11 protein-coding genes and 5 pseudogenes are annotated in these 11,841 nt (G+C 56.0%); 15 read left to right on the top strand and 1 reads right to left on the bottom strand.

Annotated elements, in window-relative coordinates; translation table 11 throughout:
* The first annotated feature begins 30 nt into the window (after positions 1-30).
* The 10 genes and pseudogenes from B4967_RS13415 to rloA3 all read left to right on the top strand — a co-directional run bounded on the left by B4967_RS13415 (position 31) and on the right by rloA3 (position 7,324).
* Positions 31-377: pseudogene (locus tag B4967_RS13415) on the top strand (Na+/H+ antiporter subunit C).
* Positions 374-1,962 (top strand): annotated as a pseudogene (locus tag B4967_RS13410) (Na+/H+ antiporter subunit D). The pseudogenes B4967_RS13415 and B4967_RS13410 overlap by 4 nt, the downstream one beginning before the upstream one ends.
* Positions 1,959-2,431: pseudogene (locus tag B4967_RS21060) on the top strand (Na+/H+ antiporter subunit E). Before B4967_RS13410 ends, B4967_RS21060 begins: the two co-directional pseudogenes overlap by 4 nt.
* The gene (locus B4967_RS13400; RefSeq protein WP_083025733.1) at positions 2,431-2,700 is read left to right on the top strand and encodes an MrpF/PhaF family protein; all 270 of its coding nucleotides are present in this window, start codon (positions 2,431-2,433) and stop codon (positions 2,698-2,700) included. Before B4967_RS21060 ends, B4967_RS13400 begins: the two are co-directional and overlap by 1 nt.
* Positions 2,693-3,097, top strand: coding sequence for a monovalent cation/H(+) antiporter subunit G (gene mnhG, locus B4967_RS13395; protein WP_044628503.1), 405 nt, complete (start codon positions 2,693-2,695; stop codon positions 3,095-3,097). Before B4967_RS13400 ends, mnhG begins: the two co-directional genes overlap by 8 nt.
* A gap of 192 nt (positions 3,098-3,289) precedes the next feature.
* Positions 3,290-3,466 (top strand): DUF2256 domain-containing protein, encoded by a 177-nt coding sequence (locus B4967_RS13390; RefSeq protein ID WP_083025732.1) that lies wholly within the window; start codon positions 3,290-3,292, stop codon positions 3,464-3,466.
* Positions 3,450-4,870: pseudogene (locus B4967_RS13385) on the top strand (DASH family cryptochrome). The gene B4967_RS13390 and the pseudogene B4967_RS13385 overlap by 17 nt, the downstream one beginning before the upstream one ends.
* Positions 4,871-4,872: 2 nt before the next feature.
* Positions 4,873-5,319: a DUF3429 family protein gene (locus tag B4967_RS13380; RefSeq protein ID WP_083025730.1), complete on the top strand. Its 447-nt coding sequence runs from the start codon at positions 4,873-4,875 to the stop codon at positions 5,317-5,319.
* A gap of 68 nt (positions 5,320-5,387) precedes the next feature.
* Positions 5,388-6,680, top strand: coding sequence for a lytic murein transglycosylase (locus B4967_RS13375; protein ID WP_083025728.1), 1,293 nt, complete (start codon positions 5,388-5,390; stop codon positions 6,678-6,680).
* Positions 6,681-6,751: 71 nt separating this feature from the next.
* The gene (rloA3, locus tag B4967_RS13370) at positions 6,752-7,324 is read left to right on the top strand and encodes a retropepsin-like aspartic peptidase RloA3 (RefSeq protein ID WP_083025726.1); all 573 of its coding nucleotides are present in this window, start codon (positions 6,752-6,754) and stop codon (positions 7,322-7,324) included.
* Here rloA3 and B4967_RS13365 read toward each other — a convergent pair.
* A complete protein-coding gene (locus B4967_RS13365) occupies positions 7,310-8,020 on the bottom strand; it encodes a 16S rRNA (uracil(1498)-N(3))-methyltransferase (protein ID WP_083025724.1) in 711 nt (236 codons plus the stop codon). The genes rloA3 and B4967_RS13365 overlap by 15 nt on opposite strands.
* Positions 8,021-8,155: 135 nt before the next feature.
* On the opposite strand from B4967_RS13365, the gene phaR reads away from it, so the two are divergent.
* From phaR to B4967_RS13340, 5 genes and pseudogenes are all read left to right on the top strand, one after another.
* Positions 8,156-8,620 carry a polyhydroxyalkanoate synthesis repressor PhaR gene (phaR, locus tag B4967_RS13360; RefSeq protein WP_083025722.1) on the top strand — a complete coding sequence of 155 codons (465 nt, stop codon included), beginning with the start codon at positions 8,156-8,158 and terminating at the stop codon, positions 8,618-8,620.
* Positions 8,621-8,698: 78 nt separating this feature from the next.
* A pseudogene (gene purD / locus B4967_RS13355) lies at positions 8,699-9,986 on the top strand (phosphoribosylamine--glycine ligase).
* A gap of 47 nt (positions 9,987-10,033) precedes the next feature.
* Positions 10,034-10,474, top strand: a complete 441-nt coding sequence (locus B4967_RS13350; RefSeq protein ID WP_083025719.1) for an acyl-CoA thioesterase — start codon at positions 10,034-10,036, stop codon at positions 10,472-10,474.
* Positions 10,474-11,346 (top strand): phosphoribulokinase, encoded by an 873-nt coding sequence (locus B4967_RS13345; RefSeq protein WP_083025718.1) that lies wholly within the window; start codon positions 10,474-10,476, stop codon positions 11,344-11,346. Before B4967_RS13350 ends, B4967_RS13345 begins: the two co-directional genes overlap by 1 nt.
* Positions 11,347-11,405: 59 nt before the next feature.
* Positions 11,406-11,747 carry a histidine triad nucleotide-binding protein gene (locus B4967_RS13340; RefSeq protein WP_083025716.1) on the top strand — a complete coding sequence of 114 codons (342 nt, stop codon included), beginning with the start codon at positions 11,406-11,408 and terminating at the stop codon, positions 11,745-11,747.
* Positions 11,748-11,841: the final 94 nt, after the last annotated feature.

Genomic DNA, 11,841 nt, shown 5'->3' with positions numbered 1-11,841 from the left:
ACCCAACCCACTATTTGCAGGGGGCCGCCCATGGAACCGTTAATGGCACTGGCGATTGGTCTGTTATACGCCACCGCTATTTTTATGATGCTACGCCGCTCTATCGTCAAACTCGTGATTGGCTTGTTGCTCTCTCTAATGCCGCCAACCTACTGATTTTTACTACCGCCGGTATGACCCGTGGCGCACCGCCGCTGATTCCTGAAGGGATGATGCAGCCTTTGGGCGATGTCGCTGACCCACTGCCTCAAGCGGTGGTGCTTACCGCTATCGTGATTGCCTTTGGGGTATTGGCGTTTGCGGTGGTATTGATCCGCCGGGCCTACGAAATCGTTAAGGCAGATGATTTAGACAAGATGAAGGATACCGACACGTGAGGCCTGAAGTCGCACTTCCCGTTTTGCTGCCGCTGCTTTCCGGGGCCATTTCGCTGATGTTTTGGCGCTCGCGGCCCATGCAGCGCTTTATTGCCGTGGCTGGCAACGTCGCACTATTTGTCGTGAGTCTTTGGCTGTTTGTCGCAGTGTTGGAAGATGGCTACATCACCATGCAAATGGGCAGCTGGCCCGCACCCTTTGGCATCACTCTCGTCGCCGATATGCTCAGTGCTGTGATGATTCTGCTCACCGGAATCATTGGCTTGGCCATGGGGATCTACTCGCTGGCGACCACCGGCCGGGGGCATGAAAGATTTGGCTACTACCCCCTCATGCATCTGCTGTTGGCGGGTGTGGCGGGTGCTTTTTTAACTGGCGATATCTTCAACCTCTATGTCTGGTTTGAAGTCATGCTGGTGGCTTCGTTTGCGCTCCTGACGCTGGGAGGCGAGCGCGCGCAGATGGAGGGCGCCATCAAGTATGTGACGCTCAATCTGCTGGCATCGGTCATTTTTCTCACTGCGGTAGGCCTGCTTTACGGCACGGTGGGCTCACTCAATATGGCCGATATCGCGCTGCGCATGGATGAAGCTGAGCACAGCCATGGGTCGAAGTGCTGGCGGTGATGTTTATGGTGGCCTTTGGTATCAAAGCCGCTGCGTTTCCGCTGTTTTTCTGGCTACCTGCTTCTTATCACACGCCTCCGGTGGCAGTATCCGCACTGTTTGCAGGCCTGTTAACCAAAGTGGGCGTTTACTCACTGTTCCGGGTATTTACGCTAATCTTCGATCAGACCATGGGCTACCTACAGGACATCATGCTGTGGGGGGCCGTTCTCACTATGGTGACCGGCGTGCTGGGGGCGGCCGCCCAGTATGAATTCCGGCGTATCCTCTCGTTTCATATCGTCAGCCAGATTGGCTATATGATCCTGGGGCTGGCGCTCTATACGCCGCTGGCGATTGCAGGCGGTGTGTTTGCCATCATGCACAACATCATTGTGAAGACGAACCTGTTCTTAATTAGCGGGATTACCCACCGCCTACAGGGCACTTACCAGCTTAAAAAGATGGGCGGGCTATATCGTGAACGCCCTTGGCTGGCCGTGGCGTTCTTTATTAGCGCCTTCTCTCTGGCGGGCATTCCGCCGCTGTCGGGTTTCTTTGCCAAATTCGTGCTGGTGCGCGCAGGCTTAGAAGCCGAGGCGTATGTGGCGACCGGTATTGCTTTAGCAGTGGGGCTGATGACCCTCTACTCCATGGTGAAAATCTGGAACGAAGTGTTTTGGAAGGCGCTGCCCGAAGAGAATCAGGTGCCCCAAACACACACACCGGAAGGGGATGATGGGCGTTTGCTCAAGCCCAGCCTGTGGATGATGTACTTGCCGGTAATAGTGCTCGCCATGATGTCACTGCTGATAGGCGTGTTTGCGGAGCCTATTATGCTGGTAATGAACCAAATTGGTGAGCAGCTAATGACACCGTCAGGTTACATTGAAGCGGTGCTTGGGGCCTCGGCCAGCGCAGAGGCGGCGCTGCTTGAGCCAGCGGTGCAGGTGGGTGATAGCGGAGAGGAGGTACCATGACCGGCGCAATTTGGAACCTCTTATTAGGCCTAGCCTGGGTGCTGCTCAGCGGCGACTTCTCGGGTTTGAACCTGCTAGTCGGCATGGTATTCGGCTATATCGCCCTGGTGCTGATTGAGCCCCAGGTAGACGCCCTAAAAGGCTATCCTGCCCGGGTGCCGCGTATTATCGGCTTTATGGCTTCTTTATTAAGGAACTGGTACGCGCCAATCTGCGGGTTGCCTTCGATATCGTAACACCGCCCTGGCATATGCAGCCGGGTGTGATTGCACTGCCGCTTTCGGCCCGTACCGAAATGGAAATCACCATTGTGGCGAATTTGATCTCACTCACCCCGGGCACGCTAAGCCTGGATGTCTCGGATGACCGTAAAGTGCTCTATATCCACGCCATGTTTTTGGATGACGAGGAGGAGCTGCGGCGCAACCTAAAAGAGATGGAACACCGGGCACTGGAGCTATTTCGTTAATGGATACCGTTATTTTAATCAGCCAGGTGATTATGGGGTTTGCACTGGTGCTGACGTTTGTCCGCGTGGTACGCGGCCCTAGCCTGCCGGACCGCGTGGTTGCCCTGGAGCTATTCTCAACCACCGTGGTGGGGCTTGTCGGTGTGTATGCGATTCAATCGGGCGTCTCGAGCTTCTTGGACGCCGCGATCGTGATTGCGCTGATGGGCTTTTTAGCCGCCATTGGCTTTGCGCGCTTTTTAGAACGTGGAGGGCCGCGGGATGATTGATGTAATTAAAGGGGCCATGCTGCTAACAGGGTCTAGTTTTATGCTGTTAGCCGCCGTTGGTTTACTTCGCTTGCCTGACTTGCTGACGCGTATGCACGCCACCACCAAGGCGGCGGCGCTGGGGGTGATTTTAATCATGCTGGCATCGGCCATGCATTTTGCTGAAGTGGGCGTAGTGGCACGCTCGTTTGCCATTATTGTGTTTATCTTAATCACTGCGCCGATTGCCGCCCACGTGATTGGGAGGGCCGGATACTTCGTAGGCTCAAGGCTGTGGAGCGGCACGGTGAAAGATGAATTGCGTCCTAACTACGACCCGCTTACCCATGAGCTTAAAAGCGGCATGGAAACCCAGGAAAACGCCAAGCGACACCCGCGTAACACCGACCCAGATTAGCGCGACTAGCACTACCAACGACCTCTTTAAGCCACCTCGTCCGTGGCTTTTTTTATGCCTAAAAAAGCCGAAATAGAGGCGCAATTCTGGAAAACTGTTATGTCAATTTATGTACAATAATTGTACTGTATAAGATATTATGTCCATGTATTACAGCGTGGCGTGGCAACTAGCACGCAGCGAGATGGATAGATGAGACGGAAACAAGACTTACCGCAAAAAGACTGCGTTCAATGCCAGCGCCCATTTACTTGGCGGAAAAAATGGGCGCGCTGCTGGGACGAGGTGCGCTTCTGCAGCGAACGTTGCCGTCGCGAGGCCAAGCAGCACAGCACGCCGAGGAGGCAAGAGCATGAACAGCACGACTAATATTGTCTGGTTGCAGGACAATATTCGAGTAGCCGACAACCCCTTATTACATTTCGATAGATCCCCCGACCAGCTGCTTTGCCTTTATGTGCTTGATCAGCGCTGGTTAGAAACGGCTGTCCCCGATGATAGTACGCCCAGGTTAGGGCCAGCTCGGCTGCGCTTTTTATGGCAAAGCCTGATGGAGCTGCGCGGCGAGCTATTACAGCGTGGCAGCGACTTATTGGTACGTATTGGCGACCCGGCAGCAGTGGTGGTCGAGATGGCGACCACGCTTAACGCCCGAGAAGTGAGGGTGGCTGAGCACTCAGGGTGCGAAGAGTTGCAAAATATTCATCGCGTTGCAGCGAATCTGCCTGTCAGTTGCCAGCTTCGTCGCTTTGATAGCGGCTACTTGATTGATGCAGCTGCGCTACCCTTCGAACTCGCGAATCTTCCCGCAAGCTTCTCGGCGTTTCGTCGTAGCGTAGAAAAACAGTGCGACATTACCGCCCCGACACCCGCACCGGTGACCCTACCGACTTGGCCTGAGAGTGCTCCACGTGGCTTTCCACCACTGAAAGCCGTGTGCGAAACGAGCGCTGCGTGGCAGCCAGACCAGCGCCAAGGGTTTGTCTTTGTAGGTGGAGAGTCTGCCGCTAACGACCGCTTGCAGCACTATTTGTGGCGGCAAAATGGTGCAGAGTCCTATAAGAAAACCCGTAACGGGCTATTAGGCGCCAACTTTTCAACTCGCTTTTCCCCCTGGCTGGCACGAGGCTGTCTCACCGCACGCCAAGTGCATCAAGGAGTAAAAGAGTGGGAAGCCGTTAACGGCAGCTGTGAATCCAGCTACTGGATTATTTTCGAGCTGCTATGGCGCGACTACTTTCACCGCGCAGCACAGTTGGAGGGGGCAGCGCTGTTTGGTCGCGAAGAGCTACCTCCGGCGAACGAAGCGTTCAACCGCTGGCGCAATGCCGAAACGGGCGTGCCGTTTATTGATGCGGCCATGCTAGAGCTTAAGCGAACTGGCTGGATTTCAAACCGTGCACGCCAGAACGTGGCAAGTTTTCTGGTGAAGGACCTGCAGGTAGATTGGCGGTTGGGGGCCTGGTGGTTCGAGCACTGCCTGATTGATTATGATGTGGCGAGCAACTGGGCAACTGGCGCTATATTGCCGGTGTAGGCCGCGACCCGCGCCAAGATAGGTATTTCAACGTACTAAAGCAAGCGGGCCATTACGACCCCAAAGGGCTTTACGTAGCATACTGGCTGCCAGCCCTTGATTCTTTGCCCTTCGGTTTAGAGCGACACCAGCCCTGGCGGATAGCCCCCTCTCAGTTTGAAGCACCCTGTGTGCTGCCTAGTGAATGGCAGCGATGGTTGATTGCTGCCACAGAATTTGAAGAAACGGATGAATAGGTATGATTTCAATGGTCAGTGACCGCCGACTAGCATGGGGACTAGGCCTCGCCGGCTTGCTCCCTTTCATAGGTAGCAGCATTGCCGTTTGGGTGGCGCCTACCGTTTGGCAGGTAAGTTCCATTTACGCTTTTACCTACTATGGCGCTGTCATCCTGTCATTTTTGGGAGGTATCCACTGGGGCAGCGCGCTTCAAGTGCCTCGCGCGAATAATGCCCGACGGCTGATCCTCGCCATGGTGCCCAGCTTAATCGCATGGCCTGCGTTACTGTTTAGCCCGGTAACGGGGTTATGGGTGCTGTTGGCAGGCTTTGTACTCATGGGCGGTTACGATATTAGCCGCGAGGGGCGAGAAGGCTTTGCTCCTTGGTACCTTAAATTGCGCTGCGTGCTGACTTTTGTCGTCGCCATTTGCCATCTATGCGTTTTGTGGCGCTTAGCGGCCTAGGGGTGGTATCTCCCTCATTTCTGAGCCATCATCCAGCTCACGCCAAGGATTGCTGAGAGAAGAATGCTATGCCGTTAATACCCGTGTCATTACCCGCCGTGTCGCTGAAACATAACAATTCGTTGAATACACGCCGAGCCGCTGTATTACCGTTGTTATTCGTTGCCGCTACGACGCTTGCTCTCCACAGCCCTGCCACACACGCCAGCCCGCAACTAATGACCGAGGTAGATGCACGAGCCGCTGAAGAGGTGCGCTATGCCAACTTCAATCAGTGGTTAAGCGAGTTTCGTCGCTATGCCGCCAACCAAGGGATTAGCGAAGCGACGCTAGCCTCCGCCTTTGATGGCCTGCGCTACCGCGAGCGGGTGATTGAATTAGACCGCTACCAGCCTGAGTTTGTGCGTGCCATTTGGCAGTATTTGGATAGTGCTGTGTCTACCACGCGTATTGCCAATGGTCAGGAGAAGTACGCGCAACACCGTGAAACAGCCCAACAGATGCAGCAGCGCTATGGCGTACCAGCAGAAATCATCGTGGCCATCTGGGGCGTTGAGAGTAACTACGGTAGCAACTTTGGTGATTTCTCGACGCTAGAGTCCCTCGCCACGCTGGCTTATGACGGCCGTCGGCGCGACTTTGCGCGTAGTGAGCTACTTGCCGCGCTGCGTATTATTGACCAGGGCGACATTGCCGCAGAGCAGATGAAAGGCTCTTGGGCGGGAGCGATGGGGCATACCCAGTTTATTCCCAGCAGCTTTGAGGCCTACGCGGTGGATGGCGATGGCGATGGTCGCCGCGATATTTGGGGCAGTATCCCGGATGTGATGGCCTCTACCGCAAACTATTTGGCGCGGGCAGGCTGGCAGGCCGGGCAGCCGTGGGGTACCGAGGTCGTGCTACCTACCTCCTTTGATTACGCCCAAACCGGCCGCAAGAGCAGCGCTGAGTGGGCCGCGCAAGGCGTGCGTGCGGTGAACGGTGACCTGCCTTCCTTCGATAGCGCCGCAGTGATTGTTCCGGCAGGGGCCAATGGCCCTGCGTTTATCGTAGGCCCAAATTTTCACGCCATCTTGCGTTACAATAACGCCACTAGCTATGCGCTAGCCGTGGCTACGCTAGCCGACGCCATTGCTGGGCGAGAGGGCATTTCGCAAGCATGGCCACGCGATGAGGCACCTTTAACCCGTGACGATGTCAGAACGCTCCAGCAGCGTTTGAACAACGCCGGTTACGCGGTAGGCACTGCCGACGGCATTATGGGGCCGAATACCCAGACGGGGCTGCGTGCCTTCCAGCGGGACCAAGGCCTAGTGCCGGATGGCTTTGCCACTCAGTCGCTGTTAGAACGGCTGCGCTAGCGCAGGGCGCTTTCATCGCTGTTCGAATCTCTTTGATAGCTAGGCAAACTTCTCACCAAGGATGAGTCACAATGGGAAAAGCATTTCTAGGGGTGTTGGGGGCGAGCGTATTGGCTGGTTCCCTGTTGGTCAGTGCTACCGCACAGGCTGAGGATAACGTATTCGGCTGGGTCGAAAACGCTTACATCGAGCCATGGGGGATTGCCGTCAAGGCCAAGTTGGATAGCGGCGCACTTACCTCATCACTGGATGCCCGTGATATCGAGATGTTTGAAAAAGATGGCGAAGAGTGGGTGCGCTTTCGTTTGAAGCTTGAAGACCAGGAGAGCGGCGAGACCTTTAGTGATCAAATCGAGCGCCCACTCTATCGCGAGCAAGCGGTGCGTGGTGCCGGCGGCCGTGACGAACGCCCTGTGGTGCTAATGGATGTGTGCATGGGCGACTCCGTTTACGAAGAGCAGTTCAGCCTACGCAACCGTGAGGAGATGAACTACCCGCTGCTGCTGGGGCGGCGCACCATTAGCCACCTTGGTCTGTTGGATGTGCGCAACACCTTCCTGCAAGAACCCGAGTGTGGGGAGAATGCCACTTACGTTCCCCACGACCGAAAGACGAGCAGTCTTAAGCGCCTAAAACAGCCGTGACAGTAGCGCTGTGACGGCGGTTTCTACCCGTGGGATGCGAGGGCCTAAGTGCATTCCCTCGCAGCCTGCCGCCAGTAGCTGCTCCACTTCCCACGGGATAAACCCGCCTTCAGGTCCTACCAGCAATAGCGTTGGCTCATTAATGCCGCGTGGGCAAGCGTGCTCCATGCCTGGGTGGGCAACCAATCCTCTTCGTTCTGTTAGAAGTGCCGGTAGCTGCTCTTCCATAAAAGGACGAAACCCTTTGCAGAGCGTCACGTTAGGCAGTTGAGTATCCCGCGCTTGTTCTAGCCCAAGTATCAAATGCTGATGAATTTTTTCTGGCCGCAGTTCCGGCGACTGCCAGTAACTCTTTTCCACCCGCTTAGTGTGCAGCAGGGTAATCTCTTTGACTCCTAACGCCGTGACGTGCTCCAGCGTGCGTGCCAGCATACGCGGGCGCGGCAGAGCCAGGACAAGATGAACGGGCAGGGCAGGCGGCGGCGGTTCGTTGATATCTCCCAGCGCAAACAGAGCCTGCGTTTTGTTGAGCTCCGTTAGCGTGGCCTTACCCATGGTGCCGCCTTGAATACCCACGGTTAAGCAATCGCCTTCGTTGGCGCGGTGTACTTCATGCAGATGGGTCAGGCGGCGCGCATCGGTAATACGAGCGTGGTGACCATCGAACTCGCTCGGGTCTAGCATTATCAAATTCATAGTTGTCGTCTATTGGTCATAGGAAAGGCGTACTTAACAGCACTAATCCGCTAAGCTGGCTTGCATGGGCGCGTGTTGCAGGCACAATGGCAGCAACGGCGACAAAAGCCTCTATCGCGTTTAAGGAGATGCGCTGTGCGCGTAATTCGCAAATATGCCAACCGCAGGTTGTACGATACTCAGCAGAGTCGTTATGTCACTCTTGAAGACTTGCGGCGTTTAATCAGTGAAGACGAGCCGTTTCGCGTTGAAGACGCCAAGAGCGGCGAAGATCTGACGCGCACCATTTTGCTATCGATCATTATCGAACAGGAGCAGGCGGATAGTGAAGCCGAAGTGTTCTCGAACGACCTGCTGGCCCAGTTGATCCGTGTGTACGATATGTCCTCACCGCTGCCGCTGGCGCGTTATTTGGAGCAGGGCACCCAACTGATGCTGGAGCAGCAAAAGCGCATGCAGACCCAGTGGCAGCAGGCGATGCGCCACTCACCCATTGAGTTTATGCGTGAACTGGCCGAAGAGAATATGCGCTTTTGGCAAAATGCGCTGAACCAGCCTACCCAAACGGATGACGACGACAAAACGGACAAAAACTCCTAATCCCCCTTTAGGCCACGTTAGGGACGCGTTGTGGCATAATGCGCCCCAACGACGCTCTCCCGTTTGAGAAGGATACCCATCAAAGTTTTGATGATCGGTGGCGGTGGCCGCGAACATGCCCTTGCTTGGAAACTTGCCCAATCCAAAGGATGTCGAGCAAGTGTTTGTGGCACATGGCAACGCAGGGACCGCCACAGAGCCTAAGCTGACCAATGTCGCTATCGGCGCAACAGACCTGGATGCCTTGGTGGCGTTTGCCCAGCAAGAGCAGATTGCGCTAACCGTGGTGGGCCCAGAAGCTCCGCTGGTGGAAGGCGTAGTGGATCGGTTCCAAGCCGCTGGTTTGACCATCTTCGGACCCAGCAAGCGCGCGGCACAGTTGGAAGGTTCCAAAGCGTTCGCCAAAGACTTTCTGGCCCGCCATCACATTCCCACCGCCGATTACCAAACTTTTACCGCTGTCGAGCCAGCATTGGCGTATTTAGCTGATATGGGCGCGCCCATTGTGATTAAGGCCGATGGCTTAGCGGCAGGTAAAGGCGTGATTGTCGCCATGAGCGAAGCGGAAGCCGCAGCGGCAATCCGCGATATGCTCGAAGCCAACGCCTTTGGTGACGCTGGCGCACGAGTCGTCATCGAAGAGTTTTTGGAAGGTGAAGAAGCCAGCTTTATCGTGATGGTGGATGGCGGAAACGTCGTGCCTATGGCCACCAGCCAAGACCATAAGCGTGCCTACGATGGCGACACCGGCCCCAATACCGGCGGTATGGGAGCCTACTCCCCGGCCCCCGTAGTGACCCCGGAAGTAGATGCGCGGATTATGGAGCAAGTGATTTTGCCCACCGTGCGTGGCATGGCGGAAGAGGGCAACGCCTACACCGGCTTCTTGTATGCGGGGCTAATGATTGACCCGCAAGGCAACCCCAAAGTAATCGAGTACAACTGCCGTTTTGGTGACCCGGAAACCCAGCCGATTATGATGCGCCTTATCTCCGATTTAGCGGCGCTCTGTTTAGCAGGTGCCAAGGGCGAACTGGCAGACAAGCAGTGCGAGTGGGATAGCCGCGCAGCGGTGGGCGTGGTGTTGGCGGCAGGTGGCTACCCCGGCAGATACCGCAAAGGTGACGTGATTCACGGCCTAGCCGATGCCGAGCAGGCGCAGTGCAAAGTCTTCCATGCAGGGACGGCGCAAAACGCAGAGGGTGATATCACCACTGCTGGCGGTCGCGTGCTGTGTGTGACCGCCCTGGGCGATAGCGTCTCAGCTGCCCAGCAGCAGGCGTACCAAGGGGTTAAAGCGATTCACTGGGATGGCGTTGAGTTCCGTCGTGATATCGCTTTCCGTGCCATCGCGCGCGAGCAGTAATTACCGGCCTTTTAAGGTCAAACCGTCCCCCGACAAGGAGTTGAACTATGGAGCGTGTTTCGCTGGAGTTCCCTAACGCAGCGGTTATCCATCGTCATCCGCTGACTGTGCGGGTGACGGATATGAACTACGGCCGCCATCTGGGGCATGATGCTCTGGTATCGCTGCTTCATGAGGCTCGCATGCAGGCCTTCGCCTCCCTCGACCTGCCCGAGTGGGATATGCACGGCTACCCAAGCGTTGTGGTTGACCTCGCCGTGCAGTATCAACAGGAGGCCCGCTTTCCCGATGCGCTGGTGATAGAAACGGCAGTGCCCGACCCAGAAGGCAAAGCCTTAACGGTGTTCCATCGGGTGACTAAGGCGGAAACGGGCGATGTGGTGGCTACCGCTCGGGTGACTAAACTACTGATTGACTTGGCTGCTGGCCGCCCGGTAGCGATTCCCGATGCGGTGAAGCAAACGCTTGCTGATGCAAGGGGGGGATAATGTCCCGAGAATATCCCATCATCGCGGTAACGGGTTCGTCAGGGGCGGGTACCACTACCGTGCGCCGCAGCTTTGAGCGCATGTTTTTGCGTGAAGATGTGCATGCTGCCATGGTGGATGGGGATGCGTTTCACCGCTATACCCGCGATGACCTAAAGCGCATTTTCCGTGAAGAGCCAGAACGGAAAAATGAGGTATCCCACTTTGCCGTAGAAGCCAACTTGCTTGATCGCCTGGAAGGGCTGTTTATCGAGTACGGAGAGCACGGTGCTGGCACCTTCAGGCACTATATCCATGCGGAAGATAAGCAGAAAATTGAATCCGGGTATCGGGTGGGCACCTTCACCGAGTGGCAGTCGCTGCCTTGCGGCACTGACTTGCTGTTTTACGAAGGGCTGCACGGTGGGTTAGTGACCCAAGAGTACGATATTGCCCGCCATGTGGATCTATTGGTGGGTGTTGCGCCGACCATGAACCTGGAGTGGATTCAAAAGATCGACCGGGACACGAAGCTGCGCGGCTACTCTCAGGAAGCGGTGATCGACACTATCTTGGCCCGTACGGATGACTATGTGCGCTATATCCAGCCACAGTTTTCCCGTACCCATATCAACTTCCAGAGGGTGCCCACGGTCGATACGTCCAACCCCTTTGAAGTGCAGGATATTCCGACCGATTCGGAGTCGTTTGTGGTCATCCGTTTCCGCGACCCTTCAACCGTCGTTTTCCCTTGGTTACTGGCGATGATTAAAGACTCCTTTATGACCCGCCCGCATACCCTGGTGGTGCCCGGCGCTCGTATGTCGCTGGCGATGGAGCTGATTCTGGCACCGCTGGTTCGCCACTTGCTGTCGCAGCGCCGTTTTCGCTAACGGGGTAAGCGGGGCTGCCTTTTATCGATAATAAACGCGCCAACCCCAAGGAGGCCGCGATGGAGTGCCTGTTCTGCAAAATTATTAACCGCGACATTCCCGCTGATATCGTGTTTGAAGATGAGCACGTGCTGGCGTTTAACGACATTAGCCCTCAAGCGCCGACCCATCAGCTTATTATCCCTAAAAAGCATATCTCGACGCTTAACGATATTGCCGCCGACGACCTAGCCCTCGTAGGCCGCTTGCAACACACCGCCGCGCAGCTTGCTAAGCAGCAGGGGTTTGCCGAGGATGGCTACCGTGTGGTGATGAACTGCAACGAAATGGGCGGGCAGACCGTCTACCATATCCATATGCACTTAATGGGTGGGCGCGAGTTTACCTGGCCCGCAGGCTAAACTGTCTCGCCGACCAACGGTAAACAGCCATCCATAAAAAAGCCCTGCGGCGGGAAACGCCAGCAGGGCTTTTGCATTGCGTAACGCCTAAAAC

Origin of the sequence: Vreelandella lionensis, assembly GCF_002087295.1 — a bacterium.
GTDB classification, from domain to species: domain Bacteria; phylum Pseudomonadota; class Gammaproteobacteria; order Pseudomonadales; family Halomonadaceae; genus Vreelandella; species Vreelandella lionensis.
Note: the sequence above shows the minus strand (reverse complement) of the source record. Positions and strands in the feature narration are given on the sequence as shown.

Bases quoted from the DNA above. Each gene is read 5' to 3' on its own strand.
- rloA3 (WP_083025726.1), top strand. From the start codon at position 6,752: ATGGGAAAAGCATTTCTAGGGGTGTTGGGGGCGAGCGTATTGGCTGGT.
- B4967_RS13380 (WP_083025730.1), top strand. From the start codon at position 4,873: ATGATTTCAATGGTCAGTGACCGCCGACTAGCATGGGGACTAGGCCTC.
- B4967_RS13345 (WP_083025718.1), top strand. From the start codon at position 10,474: ATGTCCCGAGAATATCCCATCATCGCGGTAACGGGTTCGTCAGGGGCG.
- B4967_RS13340 (WP_083025716.1), top strand. From the start codon at position 11,406: ATGGAGTGCCTGTTCTGCAAAATTATTAACCGCGACATTCCCGCTGAT.
- B4967_RS13365 (WP_083025724.1), bottom strand. From the start codon at position 8,020: ATGAATTTGATAATGCTAGACCCGAGCGAGTTCGATGGTCACCACGCT.
- B4967_RS13375 (WP_083025728.1), top strand. From the start codon at position 5,388: ATGCCGTTAATACCCGTGTCATTACCCGCCGTGTCGCTGAAACATAAC.
- B4967_RS13390 (WP_083025732.1), top strand. From the start codon at position 3,290: ATGAGACGGAAACAAGACTTACCGCAAAAAGACTGCGTTCAATGCCAG.
- B4967_RS13400 (WP_083025733.1), top strand. From the start codon at position 2,431: ATGGATACCGTTATTTTAATCAGCCAGGTGATTATGGGGTTTGCACTG.
- mnhG (WP_044628503.1), top strand. From the start codon at position 2,693: ATGATTGATGTAATTAAAGGGGCCATGCTGCTAACAGGGTCTAGTTTT.
- B4967_RS13350 (WP_083025719.1), top strand. From the start codon at position 10,034: ATGGAGCGTGTTTCGCTGGAGTTCCCTAACGCAGCGGTTATCCATCGT.